A 24,705-nucleotide genomic window follows, 5' to 3' on the forward strand; every position below is an offset into this window, starting at 1 on the left:
TTTTGATTAAAAGTGACATAGTGATAGGACTGTATAACAAGAGAAGGCCACACGCTTGGAATCTTAAACCAAGGTGTGGCCCTTTTTATTATTTATGGCTATTTAATTTTATAACACTATCGTATTTTCTTTTTCATGAATCATTTCAATAATGACATTGTCTTCATTCATTACTGCTACTTTAGGTGCATGGTGTTTAATTTCTTCTTCATTCAACTGTGCATAAGTCATGATTATGACTACATCGCCTACTTCAACAAGTCTTGATGCTGCACCATTTAAACAAATTTTACCACTACCTCTTTCACCAGCTATTACGTATGTTTCAAAACGTGCACCATTATTATTATTCACGATGGCTACTTTTTCATTTGGCAAGATGTCTACCGCTTCCAATATATCTGAATCAATCGTAATGCTACCTACATAATTTAAATTTGACTCAGTCACTCTTGCTCTATGAATTTTAGCATTCATCATTGTTCTTATCACTTTATTCAGCTCCAATTATTATATTATCTATTAAACGCGCTTTTGAAAATTTGACAGCTAACGAGATAAATATGCGTCCAGTTATTTCACGTTGTTCTACTAATTGAGGATAACTATAAACAGCAACTTCTTCAATGCGTCCACTTATATGTGATTCAAGATATTGAGTAACCCTGTCTATAATTACTTTACTTTGACGTTCACCGTCTTGATACAACGCTTGTGCTAATAGCAAACTTTTACTTAAATGTACCGCTTCTTGTCGTTCTTGCTCCGTCAAATAAACATTTCTTGAACTTTTCGCCAAACCATCTGCTTCTCGAACGATATCAATACCAATAATTTCAACGGCATGATTGAAGTCTTTTACCATTTGCTCGACAATAGCCAATTGCTGGGCATCTTTTTTACCAAAATAAGCATAATCCGGCATAACAATATTAAATAGCTTATTAACTACTGTTACCACCCCATCAAAATGCCCTGGACGCTTCGCTCCTTCTAACACATCAGCTAATGGACCTACTTTGACATCAATACCTAATTCACCTGGATACATATCTTCTACTGCAGGATGAAAAACAATGTCCGCCCCTACTTCTGATACTAATTCTAAATCTTTATCAATTTGTCTCGGATAAGCATCGAAATCTTCGTTTGGACCAAATTGTAATGGATTAACAAATACACTCACAACTGTAATATCATTTGTACTAACTGATTCGCGTACCATCGTTAAATGTCCATCATGTAAGGCACCCATTGTTGGGATAAAACCAATCGTTGTGCCTGAGCGTTTGGCTGCTTTAACAATGTGTTGCATCTCTTTTACCGTAGTAATCAGCTTAGTCATTGTTATTAACCTCATTCATAATTTTCTTTTTATACGTATATGCTTCTGATGGAAATGCACCAGATTTAACTTCTTGATCGTATTGTTTTAAACCATCCACACCAACACTAAAATCAGCAAATTGCTTCACAAATTTCGCTTTATGTTCAACACCATAATTTAACATATCGTGATAAACCAATACTTGACCATCTGTACCTTTTCCTGCACCAATACCAATGACTGGAATTGTTAAGTGCTTGCTAATTTCTTCTGCTAAATCATTTGGAATTGCTTCAAGTACTAACGCAACTGCACCAGCTTGTTCTACATTTTTCGCATCTAAAATAAGTTGCTCAGCTGCTTCTTTCGTTGCACCTTGTAATTTATATCCCATAACGCCAACACTTTGAGGTGTTAATCCTAAATGTGCAACAACAGGAATACCTATTGCCGTTGCTTTTTCAATAAATGGTGTAATATGCGCTCCTTCTGCTTTAATTGCATTTGCATTCGTCTCCTGATAAAGCTTTAGAGCATGATTTAAGTCTTGTGTCATAGAGATGCCTACTGCACCAATCGGCATATCAACAACTACAAATGTATTTGGTGCGCCTCTTCTTACTGCACGACCGTGATGAATCATATCTGCTAACGTCACTTGTACGGTACTTTCATAACCTAATACAGTCATACCAAGTGAATCCCCAACAAGAATCATATCAATCCCCGCTGCTTCCACTTGTTTAGCACTTGGAAAATCATAAGCTGTTACCATAGAAATTTTAGTTTGCTTTTGTTTCATATCTATTAATTGACTTACTGTTTTCAATGTTATTCAACCTCTTTTTGCAGTATTATTAGAAATAGTATAATGAATCTTTTATAGAAAGGAAAGAAGAAGATGTTATCAGTTGCGATTATCGGCCCAGGCGCTGTCGGTACAACTATTGCCTATGAATTACAACAATCATTGCCTCATACAACGCTTATCGGGAGACACGCCAAAACAATAACATATTATACTGTACCACATGCACCTGCACAAGATATTGTTGTGAAAGGTTATGAAGATGTCACAAACACATTTGATGTTATTATTATTGCGGTCAAAACACATCAACTTGATGCCGTTATTCCTCATTTAACTCATCTTGCACATGAGGACACGCTCATCATTTTAGCCCAAAATGGTTATGGTCAACTCGAACATATTTCATTTAAAAACGTATGCCAAGCAGTTGTCTATATAAGTGGTCAAAAGAAAGGCGATGTTGTTACGCACTTCAGAGATTATCAATTACGTATACAAGATAATACATTAACTCGACAATTTAGAGATTTGGTCCAAGAAAGTCAAATCGACATTGTATTAGAAGCAAATATTCAACAAGCTATTTGGTATAAATTGTTAGTTAACTTGGGCATTAATTCTATAACAGCACTCGGGAGACAGACAGTTGCAATCATGCATAATCCTGAAATACGTACACTGTGTAGGCAGCTATTACTAGATGGTTGTCGTGTTGCACAGGCAGAGGGGTTAAACTTTTCAGAACAAACTGTCGATACTATTATGACTATATATCAAGGTTATCCCGACGAAATGGGAACGAGCATGTATTACGACATTGTGCATCAGCAACCTCTTGAAGTCGAAGCGATTCAAGGCTTTATTTATCGACGTGCACGTGAACACAATCTTGACACCCCATATCTTGATACTATTTATAGCTTTTTACGCGCTTATCAACAAAATATGTAAGCACATATTAAAGACCTTAACGACGCATTTAAAACATATCGTTCTAAATATCGCTAAGGTCTTTTAATTATATTAGACTATTCAGCTTCTCTAATTTCTTCTGCCACATCTTTATAGTCTATTTTCGCTTTAACAAATGTCTCGTTATTTACCGGGAAATGTTGTTGGAATGTTTCAAAGTTTTGTATCTCAACGACAACGTCATCCACTTCAAAGTCAAGAACATGTCCACCATAAGCTCTTTCATCATCCGCAAAATGTATATGAAAACCAGCAGACCCTACGCCATGAAATAATTCTGGTGTGAAAAATCCAACAATGGCACCACGAATATCTTGTCTTTTTTCTTCAGGTTGTCTGCGTGCTGAATCAATCAAACGTGTGTATGGTGGTTGCTGAGCAGGCATCATACGTACATGCATATATTTAAATGTGCCATAAATTTTAACAGCCGAAAATAAATTCTCACTTAACATTTCATTTTTAATTTGTGCGAATACATCATCTTGTGATAATTGTTGCAATGAAAATGTCTTACTCGCTTTAAAATTAGTAATCGATGCATACGGTACTTTCTCATCGCCTTTTAATTCTATAAATTGTTTATGCTCGTTAGCATGATATGCCTTCCCGTCTAAAAATATTACTTCGCCATCAGACCCTGTTAACGTTGCAATCCCTAAATTCCCATGTTCTAATAATTCATTAATTGTAGCTGTTCCTTCTAGTAAGCCAGCCATTAACGTTCCTAATGTGCCGTGTTGATACAAGACATTCGTCATTCCAAAACCATCTCCCTATAGTTATTCCTCGTTGTCATGCTCTACTTCGTGATTAATGCAGAACTACTTTCCTTTATACTCAATGACGCCTCGACATTTCTATTCATGTCACTAAATTTTCACGAGTCATAATACTTTATTCAATTATTATTTTACGCAAAAGTATTGCCTCTATCAATGCTTGCTAAAAAAATGGATCTATCAGTGCCACATGTTACCGCAACACTAATAGATCCTCTTACCATTAATATATTTCTAATTAATACTTAAAATAGGCTTAGTCTTCTAATAAATATTTAATTGAATCAAATGTATCTTCTAATGTTTTAACAGATTTATCGAACAATGCTTGTTCTTCTGCACTTAATGGCATTTCATAAATTTTAACTGCACCATGTTGGTTAACCAATGTCGGTACACCTAAGTAAACGCCTTTGTGACCGCCATATTGACCATCTAATTGTATAGAAACATTTAAGACATTATTTTCATTATTTAAAATGGCTTTTGAAATGCGCATCAATGCTAATGCAATACCATAGTATGTTGACCCTTTAGCTTGGATAATTTCATAAGCAGCGTCACGTGTATTTACATAAATTTCTTCCGCTTTAGCTTCGCTACCAGTTTGTTCTTTTAATGTGTCATATACTGAAATACCTGCTACATTTGCTTGTGACCAAACTGCAAGTTCAGTATCACCATGCTCACCAATAATACTAGCGTCAACACTTGAAGGTGCAACACCAAGTTCTTGGGTAATTAAATATTGTAAACGTGCACTGTCCAATACAGTACCTGAACCGATAACACGTTCTGCTGGTAATCCAGTATATTCTTTTACAAATCTTGTTAAAATGTCTACAGGGTTTGCCGCGATTAAGAAATATCCATCAAAGCCGCTATCCATAACACTCTTAACAATGCTCTTCATAATCTTAGTATTTTTTTCAACTAATTGTAAACGTGTTTCACCTGGCTTTTGAGGTGCACCAGCTGTAATAACAACTAAATCTGCATCTTTACAGTCTTCGTATTCACCTGCTTTCACATCAACTGGTGAAGGACTGTGGACTGTACCATGGTTTAAATCTTGAACATCTGCTTTTACTTTGTCTTTTGCAATGTCAATAATTACAAATTCATCAGCAACACCTTGCGTAACCATTGCAAAGGCATAGCTTGATCCTACAGATCCATCTCCGATTAATACAACCTTTTTACCAAATGTTTTCATAATTATGTCTCCTAACCTAATTGAATTTATTTTACACGTGACTACACGTAAAAATATCTATACTGAAATTAAAGATTAACAATTTTATTTTATTATAATATTATGCTACCAAATTACAAACATAAAACTGAGATGTAAACGGAGTCAAATTACACTCTATCGCCAATAAATATTGATATCTCAAGCTTTAGCACGTAATTTGAAATTTGTGACAATTTTTAGCATTCTAAAATTGCGTAACGACGCTATTTAAAGGCTTTAACAAACTATTGAGCTTTCTATTTTTTTCAGTTTAAAAAGGATGGCAATTCGACTTAAATGACTTACTATATAACCTCCTATTTTCCGCCTTACCCTTATCATATTTGATGCATCTTTTTATAGTCAAAGAATTACATTTCATACAAACTAGCCAATCAGATATAAACATGAAATTGATTTTAAAAATATAATGCGCAAAATTGTTAGAAAATTAGCAAAAAATAGTACTTATTCATTTAATATCTGTTATAATCAGTTTTATCATTTAAAAAATCTATGGATGTTATCAAGACAAGTCATTAATACGTAACATAAAGTTATGATTTTTCAGAATTTTTAGACAAAATATTGATTATTTGTGCTATGATATAACATATTAAAAAACACCGTATAGAATTGTTTATGAATGTTTGGGAGGAAAGTTTATGGGAAGTTTTTTCAATAAAATAGCACGAAAAGAGGATCCGGCTATCTATCAAAATAAAGATGGTCATTTAAAGCGTACACTTCGGGTGCGTGATTTCTTAGCTTTAGGTGTAGGAACAATTGTATCGACATCTATCTTTACGCTACCTGGCATTGTTGCTGCAGAACATGCAGGACCGGCCGTTGCGTTATCATTCTTACTCGCTGCTATTGTTGCCGGTTTAGTTGCATTTACTTATGCAGAAATGGCTGCCGCTATGCCATTTGCAGGTTCAGCCTATTCTTGGGTCAATGTATTATTTGGTGAATTTTTTGGATGGGTTGCCGGTTGGGCTTTATTAGCTGAATATTTTATCGCCGTAGCCTTTGTTGCATCAGGATTCTCAGCGAATTTACGCGGACTTGTAAAACCAATTGGCATCGAATTACCTGCAGCATTATCAAATCCATTTGGTACGAATGGCGGTTTTATCGATATTATTGCTGCTATCGTTATTTTATTAACTGCATTATTACTATCACGTGGTATGTCAGAAGCAGCACGTATGGAAAATATTTTAGTTATTTTAAAAGTATTAGCTATTATTTTATTTGTAATCGTAGGTTTAACAGCAATAAATGTTAGTAACTATGTGCCATTTATTCCAGAACACAAAGTAACTGCTACAGGTGACTTTGGTGGATGGCAAGGCATATATGCTGGTGTTTCAATGATTTTCTTAGCGTATATTGGTTTCGATTCTATCGCAGCAAACTCAGCAGAAGCACTTGACCCTCAAAAGACAATGCCTAGAGGTATTCTTGGTTCTTTAAGTGTTGCTATCATATTATTTGTTGCTGTAGCACTTGTGTTAGTTGGTATGTTCCATTACTCACAATACGCAAACAATGCTGAACCTGTTGGTTGGGCTTTACGTCAAAGTGGTCATGGTGTTGTAGCAGCTATTGTTCAAGCTATCTCTGTTATCGGTATGTTTACAGCATTAATTGGTATGATGTTAGCAGGCTCACGTTTACTTTATTCATTTGGACGTGACGGTTTATTACCTTCATGGTTAAGCCACTTAAACGACAAACATTTACCTAATCGCGCACTAGTTATACTTACTATTATTGGTGTTTTAATTGGTTCTATGTTCCCATTCGCATTTTTAGCACAATTAATTTCAGCAGGTACACTAGTTGCATTTATGTTCGTTTCATTAGCAATGTATCGTTTGAGAAATCGTGAAGGTAAAGATCTACCAATTCCTGCGTTTAAATTACCTTTATATCCTGTGTTACCAGCAGTTACATTTGTTTTAGTATTGCTAGTATTCTGGGGATTAGGATTCGAAGCGAAATTATACACTTTAATTTGGTTTATTGTTGGTATCATTCTATATTTAAGTTATGGACTTAGACATTCTAAGAAAAATGACGTAGCTGAATACCACCCACCAAAATAAAAATCAAAAAAATCATTTCCCATCTGATTAACATCCAGATGCGGAAATGATTTTTTATTTTATATTAAGATAATCGCTATTACCAACCTTGTCCAGATATGTCATATTGATCTAAGTCACCTGCTTCCAAAGCAGTCAGTGCATCTTCTATAGTGTTTAACGCCGTGTCTAATTGCTCATATGTTATCACCAATGGCGGTTGGAATCGTAACACATTTCCTGCTACAGCTATAATAACTACGCCATGCTCAAAGCAGTAATTACAGATTTTAAGTGCCGCAGTAGCATCACGTGTTTTGAGGTTTTTGTCGGAAACAATATCAATACCAATGCTCAGACCTTTACCTCTAACATCGCCAACACTATTGTATTTAGATACCCATTGATCCATTCGTTTCCTAACATATTCCCCTTTTTCCGCACTAGCATGAAGAAGCGACTGATCTTCAATCATTTGAATTGTGGCTAATGCAGCTTCACAACTAACTGGATTAGCACCTGTTGTAAATAAATGTGCTGGTGCTTCTAAACAATTCATAATCTCTTTGCGTCCAACAATTGCTGACATGGGCATACCACCTGCTAAAGATTTTCCGAAAGTGATTAAATCAGGCGTAAAATTAAAATGCGAGACTGAACTCCATTTACCTGTTCGCCCAAAACCTTGTTGAATATCATCGACAGCGATTAAAATACCATGTTCACGACAAATCTTTTCTAACGCTTCAAAATACCCTGGAACTGGTTCTAAAAGTCCACCATCGCCTTGTATCGTTTCAATAACAATACATGCTACTTCGTCAGCAGGTACATATTTCGCAAACATTTCTTTTAGGGGTGCTAAATATTCTTCTACTGAATTAGCTTGTGGCTGCTCGTACATACCACGATATTTATCTGGAAACGGAATATGATAAAAACCATTCAATAACGGACCATAATGTTTGCGCATATTTAAACTAATAGCTGACATAGACAACGAGCCAAAAGTTGAACCATGATATGCATTAGTGAAACTAATGATATAAGGACGCCCTGTATATGCTCTGGCAAATTTAATGATGCCATCATTTGCGTCTGATCCGGTTAATCCGAAGGTCACTCTTTTTTCAAAATCTCCAGGTGCAATCTCACAAAGCTTCTTAGCTAAACGTACCAACGGTTCATGATACATATATGCTGGTGTATAATGAATAAATTTATCAACTTGTGCCTTTATCGCTTCTGTTACTTCTCTAGGTGCATGACCTACGTTTTGAGAACTCGCACTCGATAACAAATCGATATATGTCTTCCCCTCAATATCAACCAATGTTGCTCCATATCCATGATCAATCACCAACGGATAATATTTAATACGTCCTGATTTCGCAAAATAATGTTCATCCTCTTGAATTAATTGATGTGCTTTACTCATATACATTCCCCTCCCATTGACAGACCTTATTCGTATAATTACCTTCCCTACATCGATAACCACATTCGATTTGATATCACGTGAAAATACTGTCATGTCATTATGAATACTATCCAATATACTAATAAAATTCAGATTTGTAAATATATTCTGATAATTAAGAATTTTATATCAATCTACTTTGTTTATGCGCATAATTTTGTTCGATTAGGGAATTGTTTACTATATTCCATTTGACTCTGAGGTGATATGAATGCGTTTAAAAGTATTGTTCCATTTCATTGCTGCTATTTTCATATCATTCATGTTGCTATGGATGACCATGTTGTTTGACATAATTAGCGATCAATCACATTTAAACGCTTTATTATTGAATTTAGATTTTCTAATTCCTTCTGGCAATACACCATATACTCTAGAAATAATATGTCACTTACTAATTGGTAGCGTCATTTATTTTGTATTTGTGTTTCTGTTTCATACTTCTAAAAGGCTTTACTATCTATGTTATATCCCTTTAGTTTTCTTATTTATAGCATTGTATCCCTTTTTAGTATTTATTGCGCAACGTCCAATTTTTCAATTTAGTGTGACAGAATTAATCGGTTGGATTATTACACATATTTTCTTTATGTCATTAATGGCGTTAGTCATACCTAGAATAAAATAATATTTTTAATTAAACTGACAATTATTTTTCACATTTTATACACTTTTCAAGGTTTATGACTTGAGAAATGTTCTCATTTTTATCATACTGGAGGTGTATTGAAAAGTTAAGGAGTGGAAAGTATGAATAAAGAGCAATTAGAAAAAATGAAAAATGGAAAAGGCTTTATTGCCGCATTAGACCAAAGTGGTGGTAGTACACCAAAAGCACTTAAAGAATATGGTGTAAACGAAGATCAATATAGCAATGAAGACGAAATGTTCCAACTTGTTCACGATATGCGTACACGTGTGGTAACTTCACCTTCATTCTCACCAGATAAAATTTTGGGTGCTATTCTTTTCGAACAAACAATGGATCGCGAAGTAGAAGGCAAATACACTGCAGATTACTTAGCTGATAAAGGTGTTGTTCCGTTCTTAAAAGTAGACAAAGGTCTTGCTGAAGAGCAAAATGGTGTTCAATTAATGAAACCAATCGACAACTTAGACAGCTTATTAGATCGTGCAAACGAGCGTCACATTTTTGGTACAAAAATGCGTTCTAATATTTTAGAATTAAATGAACAAGGTATCAAAGACGTTGTTGAACAACAATTTGAAGTCGCTAAACAAATTATTGCTAAAGGGTTAGTGCCAATTATCGAACCAGAAGTTAATATTAACGCAAAAGATAAAGCTGAAATTGAAAAAGTATTAAAAGCTGAGCTTAAAAAAGGTTTAGACAGCTTAAATGCTGATCAATTAGTTATGTTAAAATTAACAATTCCTACTGAAGCTAACTTATACAAAGACTTAGCTGAACATCCAAATGTTGTTCGTATCGTTGTATTATCAGGTGGTTACAGCAGAGAAAAAGCGAACGAATTACTTAAAGATAACGCTGAACTTATCGCAAGCTTCTCACGTGCATTAGCTAGTGATTTAAGAGCTGGACAATCTAAAGAAGAATTCGATAAAGCATTAGGTGACGCTGTAGAATCAATCTACGACGCATCTGTAAACAAAAACTAATTTATACATTAAACGTATTTTTTGATATAAACTACTAAAAAGGACTCATACATGTGCTTTAAAAGCATTGTGTATGAGTCTTTTTGATTAAAGTTGATTTTGCCGTATATATTATAGATTACGCGAAAAAAATCGGACAGCTGAAAAATCTATAAGATTTCTCAGTTGCCCGATTTTAAATATAGCTATTAGAATTTAGTTTTCGTAGTAACCTAATTCTAAGTCTTTTGAAGTTTGTTTACGGATTTTTCTCATTAATTTTTCGTCTTCAATTAATGATTCACCGTATGATGGAATCATTTTCTTGATTTTAGGTGCCCATTCAGTTTTGTATTCAGGGAAGTTACGTTCTAATACTTCTAACGCAACTGAAACTGAAGTTGAAGCCCCTGGTGATTCACCTAATAATGCGATTACAGTGTGGTCTTGTGAGTTAACCACTTCTGTACCGAATTGGATGAATCCTTTACCGTGTTCAGGTGTATCTTTGATAACTTGTACACGTTTACCAGCAGTGTATAATTGCCAATCTTCATTACGTGCTTCTGGATAGAAAGTACGTAAGTGGTTCATACAACCTTCTTTTGTCATAATCACTTGGTCAAATGAGTATTTAATTAAAGGTAAGTTTTTAACAGCTGCTGCTAATAAAGTTGTAATGTTGTATGTTTTAACTGATTTGAATAAATCTAAGTTAGAACCATTTTTCAAGAATTTAGGTCCAACATTAGCAAATGGTCCAAATAATAATGTTCTTTGACCATCAATGTAACGCGTATCTAAATGAGGTACAGTCATTGGTGGTGTACCAGGTGGCTCTTTACCATAAACTTTGGCATCGTGTTGTTCAATAACTTGTGGGTTTGTACAAGCTAAGAATTGACCACTGATAGGGAATCCACCTAAATGTTTACTTTCAGGGATACCTGTTTTTTGTAATAATGGAATTGCTCCACCGCCAGCACCGATGAATACATAGTCAGTTACTTGTTTGAATTTCTCACCAGTTAGGCGATTTTTAACAGTAACTTCCCATTGACCATTTGATAATTGTTCAAAATCAACAACTTCATGGTTAAATTGCACTGTAGCATTTGGATGTGCTTCAATGCTTTTAGCCATTTTACGTGTTAATTCACCGAAGTTTACATCTGTACCTTCGTCAATTTTACTTGCCGCCATGATACCAGGGTTATCTTCACGGCCTTTCATCATCAATGGAATCCATTTTTTCATTACTTCGATGTCTTCAGTATATTCGATATTATCGAACATAGGGAAAGCTTTCATCGCTTCGTAACGATCTTTTAAGAATTTAACATTGTTTTTACCTCTAACATAACTGATGTGTGGTAATGGATTGATAAATTCTCTTGGGTTCTCGATGCTACCGCTTTTCACTAAGTGACCCCAGAATTGTTTTGAAATCTCAAACTCTTCGTTAATCACTTTCGCTTTTTCGATGTCGATAGAACCATCAGGTTGTAAAACTGTGTAGTTCAACTCACATAATGCTGCATGACCCGTACCAGCATTATTTCTTTCGTTTGAACTTTCGATTGCAGGACGATCCAAGCGTTCGTAAACGTGGATATTCCAGTCTGGCTCAATTTCTTTTAACATTGAACCAAATGTTGTGCTAAGTACACCGGCTCCAATTAAAACGATGTCTTTACTGTTAGACTTAGCCATTGGTTTCACCTCTCCAAAAATTGTAAATGTGTATCATCAATATGAAAGTTACATAAAACTGACATATTTCTTTAAAATATCAACGCCATAGATAACTTCCTGTTTTAATTGATACGCTGTAACAAAATACTATAGTTAGTGCTTACATATATATGTTAAAGCAAGCAGTGGTAAATGTAAATTATAATTATTCATTAACTTTGCAATATATTAAATCTTTTATTCATAGAAGATAAATATCAAATCAATCATAATTATTTGACAACAAATCGTTAACGATTGTTTTAATCTACATTTGGCTTATAGCATTTTAAACCTATACTCTATTTTGATACAATATAAGTGTAAAATCAATCATAAAAAGGAGATTCAATATATGCATCCAAGAAATACATCACAATTACCTTTAATATTGAAAATTATTTTGAATCTTGCACTTATAGGCATTGTAATTATCGTTCTAACACATACTGAGTTTCAACTTAATGCCGGTGATAGACATGTATTTTTATTAACATGGGATATTCGAGGTTTGAAATCTTATATTTTCTCATTCTTAATAGTGGTTGCGCTTGTTTCTAAACTAATTTTAATATTTATAACTAGACGACAAAGAACATCATAAATAAACAAGCAGTCCAGTGCGTATCATCATACCATACGCATTGGACTGCTTTACTATGCTTTTTAATTGTTATCTTTTTGTTTTTCCCACTTTTCTATTTCAGCATCTCGTAGTTCAACACGACGAATTTTACCTGAATTTGTTTTTGGTAAGTCGTCAACGAATTCAATCTCTCTCGGATATTTATATGGTGCAACTTCATTTTTAACAAATTGTTGTAGTTCTTTAACTAGCGTATCATCACCCGCAGTATGGTCCTGTAAAATAACGAATGCTTTAACAATATTCCCTCGTATATCATGAGGTTTTGCTACTACAGCACATTCTTTAACGGCTGGATGATTCGTTAACGCATCTTCAACTTCAAAAGGCCCAATCGTATAGCCTGAACTAATAATAATGTCATCTCGACGTCCTTCAAACCAGAAATAATCATCATCTACATGAGCTAAGTCACCAGTGATGTAGTATTTACCTGTTTGCGCTTTCGCCGTACGTTCTGGCTCTTTATAATACCCTTTGAAAAGTGCTGGCAAATCAAGTGGTACTGCAATATTCCCTTTCGTATTAGCAGGTACGCTATTCCCGTCATCATCTACTACAGTGACCGAACTACCCGGAATGCCTTTACCCATTGATCCAATCCTTTGTGGTGTATCTTTTAAAAAGCCTATAAGCAAGGTACTTTCAGTCTGGCCATATCCATCTCTTACAGTTAAATTAAAGTATTTCTTGAATTGTTCAACTACTTCTCGATTTAGTGGCTCACCTGCAGAAACGGCACTATGTAAATGCGTTAAGTCATAATCATTTAAGTTCTGTAATTTAGCCATCATACGATATTCTGTCGGTGTACAACATAAAACATTAATTTGATATTTTTGAAGCAATTCTAAGTATGTTTCAGGGCTGAATCTTCCATTAAATACAAAAGCAGTTGCACCTGAACCTAATACAGATAAGAAAGGACTCCATACCCATTTTTGCCAACCTGGTGCTGCTGTTGCCCAAACTAAGTCATCTTCATTAATACATAACCAATGTTTTGGTGCCATTTGTAAATGTGCAAATCCCCATCCATGACAATGTGTAACGGCTTTAGGATTGCCAGTTGTACCAGATGTATATGACAAAATCGCTGTATCATCTCGCGTCGTATCTGCCATTTCTAGTTTGTTGCTTGCATTTTCCTTCTCAGATTCGAGTGAAATCCATCCATCTTTATGACCAGCGATAACAAATTTAGTTAACGCATCATATTCTTTAATTTTTTCAAATTCAACTGTGAATGGCTCTAATGCAATGACTGCATTTATTTCACCGTGTGTGATACGGTATTGTAAATCTTTAGTTCTTAGCATCTCAGAACATGGAATGATTGCGACACCTAATTTTAAAGCAGCAATATATAATTCATACGTCGCAATAGATCGTGGCATCATAATGAGTACTTTATCGCCTTTAGATAAACCGTGCGATGCTAAAACATTACCTACTTTATTAGACTGTTCAATGAGCTGTTGGTAAGTGACTGATATATCTTCACCTTCAGTATTATGATATAAAATTGCCTTTTTATCTGGTATGTGGCTATATTTTTCGATTTCCGAAATAATGTTATATTTTTCAGGCGCGAATAGAGCTGACTTTTGCATAACTAACTTCCTTTCATACATCCACTTTTCCTGTGATGAACATTGTAATTTTATAAATGAATTATATATATCATACGCCTATCTTTACAGAATTTTCAATTAAATAGGGTTAAATACCAAAGTCCTCGACACTACACTTTGACATGACGTAGCATTCAAGGACTTTCAAATGATTGAGGGTTGATATCTCGGGCTAGACCATATCAGCTAATTCAATACGAATATTGTATGATAATTCACGATTAATTATTTTTACATCTGCACCTTTCGAAGTGCCACGTTGCTTGTGTGTATGCTTGTACTCAGCTGAATTTTGCCAATGATAAAATGCTTGCCTATTTTCCCACAGCGTAATAATGATATAGTGTCTACCAGCTGTTCTAGGTCTTAAAAACCTTAATGCTTTAAACCCATCAACGTTTTTTAAATGCTTATTACGTTGCAAAAATTTTTGCTCGAATGTTTCTTCTTGTCCTTCGTTAATATATAAATGATTTAACACACATAATGAATCATTTGATAAATCATTTATCGCTTCTAGAACATCGTAATATGCAGTGTCATTATTTTTTTGTATTGTGAGACAATCATCCAGTTCTTCTATTACATAACTTCTATATTCATCATAAATGTTCATAATAAATGCCTTCATTTCATTTATATTTTTGGTCATATTACTTTATATCTATTACTAATTCATTCCCGTATTTATTAATTACAATCATAGTTTGGCTTCTTTTTAAAAGGTAAGACTTTGTAAAAAGTATTAATATTTCATACAAATGGGGACAGGAGTCGCCCTCTATTTTTGTGTCTTCAATTTCATGATCTATATTGGACATTAGTCATGAAAATAGCCGACAACTTCATCTGTGAAATCACCGGCCTTGTATTTTAGCTAACTTTATTTCTGATTTTACGATTTTAATTGATCATACAGAGAAAGTGATCTTTTAACAATTTCTAAAAACTCATGATCTATATTGGACATTTGATGAAAATAAGACAAAATGTTTTCTGTTAGCTTCTCTTGTTTTGGGAATGAATCATCTTCTTTAATCCAAATCGCTAATTCGCCTAATGGTGTTTTATCATCTTTAAATGTTTGTATATATTCGTAAAAGCTCATAGTATTCCTTCTCTCAATTTACTTATATAAATCCTACCACGAAAGCTTTCAAGAAAACACAATTAAATGTCTATTTAGTGAACTTTTTAAGGTTATGCACTCTTTTAATGTCTGCCAATTAGGTCAATTAATCATCACAATGTACAATTAACCCTATTTTCAGTTCATATACTCACACACCGTTTTTGAACAACACATTAACTTCTCATTTAAATAAAACGCAAAAAAGCCTGGCACCAATACAATAGATGCCAGACTAAGAGTCTACTATATAAATTTATTTAGCGTATGGTTTTACTTCGATTGCACCTTCATTTTCATCATGAACACCATGCTTATAATAATCCACATATTGAGGTTCTAAAGGTTTTCTGCCACGTATAATATCTGCAGCTTTTTCGGCTAACATCAACACTGGTGCATGGATATTACCGTTAGTTGTACGTGGCATAGCTGATGCATCAACTACACGTAAATTTTCCATACCGTGGACTTTCATTGTTAACGGGTCAACTACTGCCATTGGATCTGAAGCAGGACCCATTTTAGCACTACAAGATGGGTGTAATGCTGTTTCACCATCTCTACGAACCCAATCAAGAATTTCTTCGTCTGTTTGCACTTCTGGTCCTGGTGAAATTTCTCCACCATTGTATGGATCCATTGCTTTTTGAGATAAGATATTTCTTGCTACACGAATTGCTTCTACCCATTCTTTTTTATCTTCTTCTGTTGATAAATAATTAAAGCGGATACTTGGTTTTTCGAATGGATCTTTAGATTTGATTTTCAAGCTACCACGAGAGTTTGAATACATTGGTCCTACGTGAACTTGATAGCCATGTGCGACCGCTGCCTTTTGACCATCATATCTTACAGCTATTGGTAAGAAATGGAACATTAAGTTAGGATAATCAACTTCGTTATTTGAACGTACAAATCCGCCACCTTCAAAATGGTTAGATGCTGCTGCACCTGTACGTGTGAAAATCCATTGTAAACCAATAAATGGCATGCGCTTGATATCTAAGCTTGGCTGTAATGATACAGGTTCCTTACATTTATGTTGAATGTATACCTCTAAGTGATCTTCAAAGTTTTCACCCACACCAGGTAAATGAACACGTGGCTCAATGCCTTTTGATTTTAGGAATTCTGAATCACCGATACCTGATAATTGTAGTAATTGTGGCGTATTGAATGCCCCACCAGACAAAATGACTTCATTAGCATCGATGGTATGTAGTTTGCCATTTTTCTTATACGTAACACCAGTTGCTCTTCTACCTTCATAATGAATTTCAGTCACAAAAGCACGTGTTTCTACGGTTAAGTTTTTACGCTTCATCGCTGGATGTAAATATGCTCTTGAAGCTGACATTCGGCGACCACGATGCACTTGACTATCGAACGGTCCAAAACCTTCTTGTCTAAATCCATTCACATCAGGTGTTTTATGATAGCCTGCTTCAACACCTGCATCAAAGAATGACTGGAATAAAGGATTCGTTGCTGGCCCTCGTTTTAACTTAATTGGTCCATCATGGCCTCTAAATTTATCATAAGGCGCTGCACCGTATGTTTTTTCTAATTTTTTAAAATACGGTAAACAGTGCGCAAAATCCCAAGTTTCCATACCTTCTGGTTCTGCCCAGCCTTCATAGTCCATTGGATTACCACGTTGATAAATCATGCCATTAATCGAACTTGATCCACCTAAAACTTTACCTCGGGCATGTGCTACCTTACGACCGCCCATATGTGGTTCTTCATCTGTTGAATAAATCCAATCGTAAAATTTGTTGCCTGAAGGGAACATTAACGCAGCCGGCATTTGGATAAATAAATCCCAAAAATAATCACTGCGACCCGCTTCTAATACTAATACTTCTTTATCTTTATCTTCACTTAGACGATTACCCAGTACAGAACCTGCACTACCTCCGCCAATGATGACATAATCATATGATTTGTTTTTCTTGCTCATCGTTATGACCTCCAAAGTTTGTTGTATTTCAAAGTGAGTAATGTATGAAATAATTGATCGTGGCTGCTTGGTTATCGTTGAATTTCTAAACTTAGCTAACCAAACACTCGATTTTCTTTATATGATTGTTACTAACAGTCATGAAATAATCTATGATTCATTTTTCGTTTAGTCCAAATTATCAATCAACATTTCGCTACTTATACAAAACAAAGTGAGTGTCTTGTGTTCTTACAATGGCACTCACCTTATCTAATTTTTATTTGCTAAACCAATTCACTAATTGTGGATTTGTATTTGTTAAAATGTGTTTTGAAACAAGGTACTCTTCTAAGCCTTCTTTGCCTAATTCTCTACCGATACCTGATTGTTTGTATCCACCCCATGGCGCTTGTGCAAAATATGGATGGAAATCATTAATCCACACCGTACCAAGTTTCAACTTGTTAGCAACGCGTTGTGCTTTTCCAATATCTTTAGAAAATATAGCACCTGCTAAACCATATATAGAATCATTCGCTAATTGAATCGCTTCTTGTTCAGTTTCAAAGCCTTCTACAGTAACGACAGGTCCGAAAACCTCTTCTTGTACAATACGCATTGACGTATCACAATTTGTAATGACTGTTGGCTCGAAGAATAGACCATCTTTTAAATCGTCTCTATCTGGACGTTTACCACCAACAGCAATTGTTGCGCCTTCTGCTTTAGCTACATCCATATAAGATTCGATCTTATTACGATGTTCTGTTGAAATCACTGGTCCCATTTCAGTATCAGCATCAAAACCATTACCTAGTTTGATTTTTTTCACGCGATCAATAAGTGCTTGCTCAAATTTGTCTTTAATACTGTTTTGTACTAATATTCTTGATCCTGCTGAACAAACTTGACCTGCATGGAAATATCCACCATTTAACGCTTGGTCTACCGCCAATTCAAAATCAGCATCATCAAAGATAATGTTTGGATTTTTACCGCCAAGTTCCAAGGCAATATTTGTAACATTATTAGCAGCATTTTTCATAATATGCTTACCAGTCTCAATGCCACCTGTAAATGATACAAGGTCGACCTCTTTATGACCTGACATTACGTCACCAACTTCAGAACCTGCACCTAGAATAAGATTAATTGTTCCTTTAGGGAAACCAACTTCTTCCATTAATTCAAAAACACGTATTGTTGTTAATGGTGTAATTTCACTTGGTTTCATAACTAGTGAACAACCCGTAGCAAGCGCTGGCGCAATTTTCCATGATGCTTGTAATAACGGATAATTCCAAGGTGTAATTTGTGTAACTACACCTACTGGTTCTTTAACAATTTTGCTTTCTGTATCTGGAATTGGTGAATCAATCATTTCACCACCGTCTTTATCTGCTAATCCAGCAAAATACATAAACACATTATGAATATCATCAATATCTGCATATGATTCTTCTAACGTTTTTCCAGTATCTAATGTTTCTAATCGTGCTAACGCTTCGCGATGTTCTTTGATTTTGTCCGCGATGGCACGTACTTTTTTACCTCTTGTTTCAGCAGTTTCTTGCGACCATTCACCAGACTCAAACGCACGTCTTGCAGCTAAGATTGCACGTTCTGCATCCTCTTTTGTCCCTTCAGAAACCGTAAATATCACTTCTTGATTGTAAGGATTGATAATATCTCTTGTATTTTTATTCGCGCTTTCAACCCACTCACCATCAATATATTGACGCTGAGATAAATGTTTTAAAAGTTCCATTCAACAACCTCCGTTAAGTTTGTTAAATTTTTATTTAACGAATTTTACAAACTTATGTTAGCATAGAAATGAAAAATGTGTCAATTTACAAAACAACTAAAGAATTAAGTTTTGTAAGTTCGTTAGATTTTTATTTAACGAAACATTTAACTTTAATGCTTTAAATATTTTTAATGTCTTTTTTTAGAAAAGGTTTTATAATGTATTAGTATTTATTTTAACGTGACCAAAATGATGTACGGAGGTGCAATGATGACTCGTTCTCAGAACAAACAGCAACAATTAGAACAAGCAAAAGATATTGTAATTAATTCAATTGGACAGACAATGGATTTGTATGGCACTAATAGAAGTGTAGGAAACTTATATGGCACTATGGTGTTTGAAGGCAGTATGACGCTTGATGAAATGCGTCATCAATTGCAAATGAGCAAACCAAGTATGAGTGCTGGCGTTAAGAAATTGCAGGAATTTGATATTGTTAAACAACAATTTACGAGAGGAAGCCGCAAACAACATTTTATCGCCGAGAAAGACTTTTTCATCTTTTTTCGAAACTTTTTCACTAAAAAATTTCAGCGTGAAATTGACATCAATGTCGAAGCAGTAAAAGATGCTCAAGCTATTATCAATCCATTACTTGAAAGCAGTGATTTAACTGAAGCTGAAACACAAGAGGCGCAAAAAATTAAAGCTCAGCTTGATCATACACATGTTTATTACGAATGGTTAGAACAGTTAACCGAAGCGATTGAAAGCGGTGAAATTTTCAAATATTTCCCAATTCCAGAACAACCTTCTGATACTGAAAACTAAAATTGACTCTAACAGCGACAATGATGATTATGCAAAATGAAAATAATGCAATAGGTGCACGAAATAAACGGTAACTTCTATCTCAATAAATAGAAATTACCGTTTTTGCTTAATATGACAATCAATCATATACTTATAAAATTCAAAATCTTATGCATCATTTATTAAATTATAAATTATCATCTTGTTCTTCTTCTGATACTTGAACGATTCGCAATGAACGACGTTCAACTTCTTTTAATTTTTCAGCCCGCGTTTCAAGTTTAATTCTATCGCGTCCTAAAATGATTAAAAATGATATCATCATGAAAATAAAAATAACAATTAATGGCACACTTGCCAGTATTGAAGCAGTTTTCAATACTTCTAATGCACGTTCGCCACCAACTAACATCAATGAAAATGGCAATAAGCACAATGCAAATGCCCAGAATAAACGATTGGCACGTAATGGTTCGCCTACCACTTTTTTCTGAGATGCTGCCGCTAAAATATATGAACCCGAATCAAATGTTGTTGCTAAGAATAAGAAAGCAGATACTAAGAATAGTACAATCATCAATGATGGGAATGGTAAATGATGCACCACTTCAATAATGGTTGCCTCTGTACCATGTGTATTTAAATATTGTGTTACATTAAACTGTCCAGAAATTTGTAAATACACAGCATAGTTACCAAAAATACCAAAGAATAATACGCATCCAAGCGTTCCATAAATAATTGTTCCTAGCACGACTTCTTTAAGGCGTCGACCTTTTGAAATTCTAGCGATAAATAAACCGATAAATGGCGCATATACTAACCACCATGACCAGTAGAATATTGTCCAGTCTTGTGGGAAATTCGTTTCTTTTCGACCTTTAATACCACCGAATGGTTCTAACCATGTCGCCATATGGAAAAAATCTCTCAACATATTTCCGAATCCTGTCACTGTCGTTTCCATAATAAAAACAGTCGGTCCAATAATAAATATAAAAGCTAAAAGTACAAATGATAGCCAAACGTTGATATCACTTAACTTTTGAATACCTTTTTTCAATCCTGTATATGAACTAATGGCAAATATAACCGTGATTGTTAATAAAATGGCCGAACGTAAAATCATATTTTTACCATCTAAACCAGTTAATCTTTCTATGCCTGCAGAAATTAATGGTACACCTAACGCTAGTGATGTTGCCGCACCACCTAGCAATCCAAAGATAAATAAGATATCTACAACTTTACCTACAAATTTATCTGTTTGACCTTTTAAAATCGGACGACAAGCTTGACTAATTTTATACACCGGTTGTTTTTTAACAAATACTAAATAACCAATTGGTAATGCTGGTAAAACATAAATAGCCCAAGCAATTGGTCCCCAGTGGAACATACCATACTGCGTCGCATATTGGAGTGCTTCATCACTCATACTTTTCGCGCCATTTGGTGGAACTTGATAGTAAAAAGCCCATTCAATAACGCCCCAGTATAAAATATCAGAGCCTATGCCTGCACAAAACAGCATTGCCGCCCATGTAAATGTATTAAATTCTGGTTTATCACTTGCTTTACCAAGTGTGACATTACCATATTTACCAAATGCGATATACATTACAAAGCAAAAAATCGCCAGCCCCATAAATAAATATATCGAACCAATTGAATCAGAAATGGCACTATTAATACCAGTGATGATATCTTCACTTGCTTTTGGAAAAGCCATCATAGGTATAACTGCAAAAAGAAGTACAGCTACTGTCCCTATAAAGGTCGTCCAGTCCATAACTTTCTCTTTTTTCAATTGTGCTCCCCCTAATTATTAATTTTATGAATCCTGTTTCGATTTATCTCAAAATGTAATAATTATATTGATTCACAAAATTGACAATAACTAATATTTAATAATAATGCAAATTTCATACAATTTGAAACTTGGCAATTATTGAATATTTATATAATTTTTCTCATAATAAACAAAACTTTAATAGCGCTAAAAAAACTGTGTTAAGTTATGATTTAACGAATTTAACAAATTTTACTAGAACGGCATTTAAGAATATTTATACGTTATTAACGAATATTTATTCATTGTAAAACGCTACCAAAAAGTTAGACTTCCTTCCCACTAAAATACCACTTTTCTCTTTCAACTTTTTTAAAAAACGGATATGCAACTTTTAATATTGGTATCAAAATGATTGTTAGGTCATATTCTATCAATATATTTTTCTAAAGAACTGCTTTTATTAACTTTCAATTATGTACCTAACATAAAAAGAAGCCAAGGCAACGGATGTTACCTTGACTTCTAATACATATTCAACTAACAATATATTCAATCATACGCGCATGCGAGAGTGATTGTTGTACATCTATAATGCGTTGATTTAAAGAACCTTTATATGGTAAATCAGGTTTGAATAAGTGTTGTATAAATAGCCCATCTACTAAAACGTCAATGTATGATAATAACTCTCGACGTTCTGTACAATCATTTGCTAAATATTCATATAAAAATCCAGTCCATACCCAAATTGTCTTTGTATTTCCAAAACGTGCTCGAAATGCTTTGACAAGATTTAATGTAATATCCAAATTACAAAATGGTTCGCCACCTAATAGACTTAGCCCAGATATATAATCATGATCGCAATCATCTAATATTTCTGCTAATATTTCATCAGTGTATTTCTCGCCATATCTGAACTTTTGTGAGGCTTTGTTGTAACATCCAACACAATTAAATGGACATCCTGATACATAAACACTGCATCTTACTCCTTCACCGTCAACAAAGCTATTTGATTCTATTTTAGCAATATAACCTTGTCCTTGTTTAATGTCTAAAAGTGTCATTCTTTAGGCGCTTTCATATGTTTTACTCGTGCGCAAATTTCTTTATGACGGCCTTTAATTACTGGACGTTGAACTGGATTGCCTAAGTAACCACATGTTCGTTTAACGACATCAACTGTTTTAGGATTATCATTGCCACAGTTCGGGCATTTAAACCCTTTTTCAGTTGCTTCAAAATCTCCATCGTAATCACATTCATAACAATGATCAATCGGAATATTTGTACCTAAGTAACCAACTTTGTCATAAGAGTAGTCCCATACCGCTTCTAGTGCTTTCAAATTGTGTTGCAATTTCGGATACTCACAATAGTGAATGAAACCACCACTCGCATAATAAGGATAATCTTTTTCAAAATCTAACTTTTCAAAAGGTGTAACATCTTTACGTACATCATAATGGAAAGAGTTTTGGTAATATCCTTTATCTGTAATGTCTTTAATATCTCCAAATCTCTCTTGGTCTAAACGACAAAAACGATCCGTTAGCGATTCACTCGGCGTACTGTAAATACTGAACCAAATGTCATATAATTCTGTCCATTTCGTTTGATAACGTTTCATTTCTTTAAGAATTTCAAGTGTAAATGCTTTTGCTTCTTGAGATGTTTCCCAGTCTGGACCATAGAAAACAGTAGCTGTTTCATACAACCCTATATAGCCCATTGAAATCGTTGCACGTTTATTTTTAAATAACTCAGCAACATCATCTGTTTCTTTTAATTTATAGTTAAAAGCGCCACTTTTATATAAAATTGGTGCGTTATTCGGTACAGCATCTTTTAAACGATTTATACGATAAAGTAATGCATCGTGTAAGACATCGATACGTTCATAAAAGATTTCCCAGAATTTCGTCATATTACCGGCAGATTCTAATGCCATTCTAGGTAAATTAAGTGTAACAACACCAAGATTACAACGACCATTATTTTCAAAATGACCTTCCGCATCTTTCCAACTTGGTAAAAATGAACGACAACCCATTGGCGCTTTGAAATCACCTAATATTTCTACGAGTTTGTCATAATTTAAAATATCTGGATACATACGTTTCGTTGAACACTTTAATGCTAGTTGTTTAATATCATAGTTCGGATCTTGCGGACTAAAGTTGGTTCCTTTTTTAATTGAAAATACAAGTTTTGGGAAAATCGCTGTCGTGCGGTCTTTTCCTAAGCCTTTGATACGAGTATTTAAGATAGCTTGTTGAATTTTGCGACTTAAATGATCTGTACCTAAGCCGAATCCTAATGTTACAAAAGGTGTCTGTCCATTAGATGTATATAAGGTATTAATTTCATATTCTAAACTTTCAATCGCATCATTGATGTCTTTAGTGACTTGTTGATCAACATAACGATCAATTTCAGATTCTTTGACAAATTGCTTTGCGATATTCCTATGTTGTTCTTCATTATGTCGTGCATATGTACTAAGTAATTCGTCAACGCGGTCAACCGTACAGCCACCATATTGACTGCTAGAAACATTGGCTATAATTTGTACAAGCTGCGCTGATGCAGTTTGTATTGATTTTGGTGAAGTTACATTCGCGTTGCCTATTTCAAATCCATTATGTAGCATATTTTTAGCATCTATTAAACAACAGTTTGTTAACGGTTGGAATGGATGATAATCTAAGTCGTGAAAATGTATGTCCCCTCTTTGATGTGCATCTGCAACGTGCTTTGGTAATAAATGATTTAATGCGTAAGATTTAGAAACGATACCTGCTGTTAAATCTCTCATTGTTGAAAATGTATCACTATCTTTGTTGGCATTTTCATTAACAATAGCAGGATCTTTAGAAATCAAACCCGTTAATGCTTCTTCGATTTGATTCATTTTACCCCTTCTTC

The 24,705-nt window shown here is 34.4% G+C and carries 24 protein-coding genes; 8 read left to right on the forward strand and 16 right to left on the reverse strand.

The window, feature by feature from the left end; genetic code table 11:
- Positions 1-108 precede the first annotated feature (108 nt).
- From panD to panB, 3 genes are read right to left on the reverse strand one after another with little or no spacing between them, the layout of a single operon-like run.
- Positions 109-492 carry an aspartate 1-decarboxylase gene (gene panD / locus HMPREF2658_RS12090; protein WP_000621530.1) on the reverse strand — a complete coding sequence of 128 codons (384 nt, stop codon included), beginning with the start codon at positions 490-492 and terminating at the stop codon, positions 109-111.
- A gap of 1 nt (position 493) precedes the next feature.
- The gene (gene panC / locus HMPREF2658_RS12095; RefSeq protein ID WP_000163746.1) at positions 494-1,345 is read right to left on the reverse strand and encodes a pantoate--beta-alanine ligase; all 852 of its coding nucleotides are present in this window, start codon (positions 1,343-1,345) and stop codon (positions 494-496) included.
- Entirely contained in the window at positions 1,338-2,156 is an 819-nt protein-coding gene (gene panB, locus HMPREF2658_RS12100; protein WP_000860046.1) for a 3-methyl-2-oxobutanoate hydroxymethyltransferase, read from the reverse strand. Before panB ends, panC begins: the two co-directional genes overlap by 8 nt.
- Before the next feature lie 72 nt (positions 2,157-2,228).
- Between panB and HMPREF2658_RS12105 the strand changes: the two genes are divergently transcribed.
- A complete protein-coding gene (locus HMPREF2658_RS12105; RefSeq protein ID WP_000953571.1) occupies positions 2,229-3,089 on the forward strand; it encodes an oxidoreductase in 861 nt (286 codons plus the stop codon).
- A 77-nt stretch (positions 3,090-3,166) separates the two neighbouring features.
- On the opposite strand, the gene budA is transcribed toward HMPREF2658_RS12105, so the two are convergent.
- Both budA and HMPREF2658_RS12115 read right to left on the reverse strand, forming a co-directional pair.
- A complete protein-coding gene (gene budA, locus HMPREF2658_RS12110; protein WP_000186130.1) occupies positions 3,167-3,871 on the reverse strand; it encodes an acetolactate decarboxylase in 705 nt (234 codons plus the stop codon).
- A 277-nt stretch (positions 3,872-4,148) separates the two neighbouring features.
- On the reverse strand, positions 4,149-5,108 hold the full coding sequence (locus tag HMPREF2658_RS12115; protein WP_053004553.1) for an L-lactate dehydrogenase: 960 nt from the start codon (positions 5,106-5,108) through the stop codon (positions 4,149-4,151).
- A 686-nt stretch (positions 5,109-5,794) separates the two neighbouring features.
- Here HMPREF2658_RS12115 and HMPREF2658_RS12125 point away from each other — a divergent pair.
- A complete protein-coding gene (locus tag HMPREF2658_RS12125; RefSeq protein ID WP_000534422.1) occupies positions 5,795-7,243 on the forward strand; it encodes an APC family permease in 1,449 nt (482 codons plus the stop codon).
- 79 nt (positions 7,244-7,322) lie between these two features.
- Here the strand turns inward: HMPREF2658_RS12125 and HMPREF2658_RS12130 are convergent, their stop codons facing one another.
- Positions 7,323-8,660 carry an aspartate aminotransferase family protein gene (locus tag HMPREF2658_RS12130; protein ID WP_000030055.1) on the reverse strand — a complete coding sequence of 446 codons (1,338 nt, stop codon included), beginning with the start codon at positions 8,658-8,660 and terminating at the stop codon, positions 7,323-7,325.
- Between the two features lie 253 nt (positions 8,661-8,913).
- Here HMPREF2658_RS12130 and HMPREF2658_RS12135 point away from each other — a divergent pair, with 253 nt between their 5' ends.
- The gene (locus HMPREF2658_RS12135) at positions 8,914-9,330 is read left to right on the forward strand and encodes a hypothetical protein (RefSeq protein WP_001237623.1); all 417 of its coding nucleotides are present in this window, start codon (positions 8,914-8,916) and stop codon (positions 9,328-9,330) included.
- Between the two features lie 122 nt (positions 9,331-9,452).
- A complete protein-coding gene (locus HMPREF2658_RS12140) occupies positions 9,453-10,343 on the forward strand; it encodes a fructose bisphosphate aldolase (RefSeq protein ID WP_001031407.1) in 891 nt (296 codons plus the stop codon).
- A 195-nt stretch (positions 10,344-10,538) separates the two neighbouring features.
- On the opposite strand, the gene lqo is transcribed toward HMPREF2658_RS12140, so the two are convergent.
- Positions 10,539-12,035: an L-lactate dehydrogenase (quinone) gene (lqo, locus tag HMPREF2658_RS12145; RefSeq protein ID WP_001130051.1), complete on the reverse strand. Its 1,497-nt coding sequence runs from the start codon at positions 12,033-12,035 to the stop codon at positions 10,539-10,541.
- 295 nt (positions 12,036-12,330) lie between these two features.
- Here lqo and HMPREF2658_RS12150 point away from each other — a divergent pair, with 295 nt between their 5' ends.
- Positions 12,331-12,660, forward strand: coding sequence for a hypothetical protein (locus HMPREF2658_RS12150; RefSeq protein WP_001796575.1), 330 nt, complete (start codon positions 12,331-12,333; stop codon positions 12,658-12,660).
- 62 nt (positions 12,661-12,722) lie between these two features.
- Here HMPREF2658_RS12150 and mbcS read toward each other — a convergent pair whose 3' ends face one another.
- The 5 genes from mbcS to betB form a co-directional block, all read right to left on the reverse strand.
- Positions 12,723-14,315 carry an acyl-CoA synthetase MbcS gene (gene mbcS / locus HMPREF2658_RS12155; RefSeq protein WP_070854432.1) on the reverse strand — a complete coding sequence of 531 codons (1,593 nt, stop codon included), beginning with the start codon at positions 14,313-14,315 and terminating at the stop codon, positions 12,723-12,725.
- A gap of 193 nt (positions 14,316-14,508) precedes the next feature.
- Positions 14,509-14,952 carry an antibiotic biosynthesis monooxygenase family protein gene (locus tag HMPREF2658_RS12160; protein WP_001028779.1) on the reverse strand — a complete coding sequence of 148 codons (444 nt, stop codon included), beginning with the start codon at positions 14,950-14,952 and terminating at the stop codon, positions 14,509-14,511.
- 279 nt (positions 14,953-15,231) lie between these two features.
- Entirely contained in the window at positions 15,232-15,444 is a 213-nt protein-coding gene (locus HMPREF2658_RS12165; RefSeq protein WP_000011688.1) for a sterile alpha motif-like domain-containing protein, read from the reverse strand.
- Between the two features lie 277 nt (positions 15,445-15,721).
- Positions 15,722-17,431 (reverse strand): choline dehydrogenase, encoded by a 1,710-nt coding sequence (gene betA / locus HMPREF2658_RS12170; RefSeq protein WP_000038850.1) that lies wholly within the window; start codon positions 17,429-17,431, stop codon positions 15,722-15,724.
- A gap of 259 nt (positions 17,432-17,690) precedes the next feature.
- Positions 17,691-19,181 (reverse strand): betaine-aldehyde dehydrogenase, encoded by a 1,491-nt coding sequence (gene betB, locus HMPREF2658_RS12175; protein WP_000421696.1) that lies wholly within the window; start codon positions 19,179-19,181, stop codon positions 17,691-17,693.
- Positions 19,182-19,249: 68 nt separating this feature from the next.
- On the opposite strand from betB, the gene HMPREF2658_RS12180 reads away from it, so the two are divergent.
- Positions 19,250-19,345: a hypothetical protein gene (locus HMPREF2658_RS12180; protein WP_031785531.1), complete on the forward strand. Its 96-nt coding sequence runs from the start codon at positions 19,250-19,252 to the stop codon at positions 19,343-19,345.
- A gap of 88 nt (positions 19,346-19,433) precedes the next feature.
- The gene (locus HMPREF2658_RS12185) at positions 19,434-19,997 is read left to right on the forward strand and encodes a choline uptake/conversion transcriptional regulator CudC (protein ID WP_000198599.1); all 564 of its coding nucleotides are present in this window, start codon (positions 19,434-19,436) and stop codon (positions 19,995-19,997) included.
- A 169-nt stretch (positions 19,998-20,166) separates the two neighbouring features.
- On the opposite strand, the gene HMPREF2658_RS12190 is transcribed toward HMPREF2658_RS12185, so the two are convergent.
- A complete protein-coding gene (locus tag HMPREF2658_RS12190) occupies positions 20,167-21,789 on the reverse strand; it encodes a BCCT family transporter (RefSeq protein WP_000711870.1) in 1,623 nt (540 codons plus the stop codon).
- Positions 21,790-21,920: 131 nt separating this feature from the next.
- Between HMPREF2658_RS12190 and HMPREF2658_RS12195 the strand changes: the two genes are divergently transcribed.
- Positions 21,921-22,082 (forward strand): hypothetical protein, encoded by a 162-nt coding sequence (locus HMPREF2658_RS12195; protein ID WP_054194588.1) that lies wholly within the window; start codon positions 21,921-21,923, stop codon positions 22,080-22,082.
- Positions 22,083-22,097: 15 nt separating this feature from the next.
- Here HMPREF2658_RS12195 and HMPREF2658_RS12200 read toward each other — a convergent pair whose 3' ends face one another.
- The 3 genes from HMPREF2658_RS12200 to nrdD form a co-directional block, all read right to left on the reverse strand.
- Positions 22,098-22,208, reverse strand: a complete 111-nt coding sequence (locus HMPREF2658_RS12200; protein ID WP_001790600.1) for a hypothetical protein — start codon at positions 22,206-22,208, stop codon at positions 22,098-22,100.
- A 99-nt stretch (positions 22,209-22,307) separates the two neighbouring features.
- The gene (gene nrdG, locus HMPREF2658_RS12205) at positions 22,308-22,844 is read right to left on the reverse strand and encodes an anaerobic ribonucleoside-triphosphate reductase activating protein (RefSeq protein ID WP_000173331.1); all 537 of its coding nucleotides are present in this window, start codon (positions 22,842-22,844) and stop codon (positions 22,308-22,310) included.
- Positions 22,841-24,691 carry an anaerobic ribonucleoside-triphosphate reductase gene (gene nrdD / locus HMPREF2658_RS12210; protein WP_001071717.1) on the reverse strand — a complete coding sequence of 617 codons (1,851 nt, stop codon included), beginning with the start codon at positions 24,689-24,691 and terminating at the stop codon, positions 22,841-22,843. Before nrdD ends, nrdG begins: the two co-directional genes overlap by 4 nt.
- Positions 24,692-24,705 lie beyond the last annotated feature (14 nt).

Origin of the sequence: Staphylococcus sp. HMSC062H10, from assembly GCF_001836945.1 — a bacterium.
In the GTDB taxonomy this organism is placed as follows: domain Bacteria; phylum Bacillota; class Bacilli; order Staphylococcales; family Staphylococcaceae; genus Staphylococcus; species Staphylococcus aureus.

What these genes read in the sequence shown, in the direction of transcription:
- nrdG (WP_000173331.1), bottom strand. Translation starts at nt 22,844, where the DNA reads ATGACACTTTTAGACATTAAACAAGGACAAGGTTATATTGCTAAAATA.
- HMPREF2658_RS12140 (WP_001031407.1), top strand. Translation starts at nt 9,453, where the DNA reads ATGAATAAAGAGCAATTAGAAAAAATGAAAAATGGAAAAGGCTTTATT.
- HMPREF2658_RS12185 (WP_000198599.1), top strand. Translation starts at nt 19,434, where the DNA reads ATGACTCGTTCTCAGAACAAACAGCAACAATTAGAACAAGCAAAAGAT.
- HMPREF2658_RS12165 (WP_000011688.1), bottom strand. Translation starts at nt 15,444, where the DNA reads ATGAGCTTTTACGAATATATACAAACATTTAAAGATGATAAAACACCA.
- HMPREF2658_RS12125 (WP_000534422.1), top strand. Translation starts at nt 5,795, where the DNA reads ATGGGAAGTTTTTTCAATAAAATAGCACGAAAAGAGGATCCGGCTATC.
- nrdD (WP_001071717.1), bottom strand. Translation starts at nt 24,691, where the DNA reads ATGAATCAAATCGAAGAAGCATTAACGGGTTTGATTTCTAAAGATCCT.
- HMPREF2658_RS12130 (WP_000030055.1), bottom strand. Translation starts at nt 8,660, where the DNA reads ATGAGTAAAGCACATCAATTAATTCAAGAGGATGAACATTATTTTGCG.
- mbcS (WP_070854432.1), bottom strand. Translation starts at nt 14,315, where the DNA reads ATGCAAAAGTCAGCTCTATTCGCGCCTGAAAAATATAACATTATTTCG.
- HMPREF2658_RS12135 (WP_001237623.1), top strand. Translation starts at nt 8,914, where the DNA reads ATGCGTTTAAAAGTATTGTTCCATTTCATTGCTGCTATTTTCATATCA.
- panC (WP_000163746.1), bottom strand. Translation starts at nt 1,345, where the DNA reads ATGACTAAGCTGATTACTACGGTAAAAGAGATGCAACACATTGTTAAA.
- HMPREF2658_RS12180 (WP_031785531.1), top strand. Translation starts at nt 19,250, where the DNA reads ATGAAAAATGTGTCAATTTACAAAACAACTAAAGAATTAAGTTTTGTA.
- lqo (WP_001130051.1), bottom strand. Translation starts at nt 12,035, where the DNA reads ATGGCTAAGTCTAACAGTAAAGACATCGTTTTAATTGGAGCCGGTGTA.
- betA (WP_000038850.1), bottom strand. Translation starts at nt 17,431, where the DNA reads ATGAGCAAGAAAAACAAATCATATGATTATGTCATCATTGGCGGAGGT.
- HMPREF2658_RS12115 (WP_053004553.1), bottom strand. Translation starts at nt 5,108, where the DNA reads ATGAAAACATTTGGTAAAAAGGTTGTATTAATCGGAGATGGATCTGTA.
- betB (WP_000421696.1), bottom strand. Translation starts at nt 19,181, where the DNA reads ATGGAACTTTTAAAACATTTATCTCAGCGTCAATATATTGATGGTGAG.
- HMPREF2658_RS12105 (WP_000953571.1), top strand. Translation starts at nt 2,229, where the DNA reads ATGTTATCAGTTGCGATTATCGGCCCAGGCGCTGTCGGTACAACTATT.
- HMPREF2658_RS12160 (WP_001028779.1), bottom strand. Translation starts at nt 14,952, where the DNA reads ATGAACATTTATGATGAATATAGAAGTTATGTAATAGAAGAACTGGAT.
- budA (WP_000186130.1), bottom strand. Translation starts at nt 3,871, where the DNA reads ATGACGAATGTCTTGTATCAACACGGCACATTAGGAACGTTAATGGCT.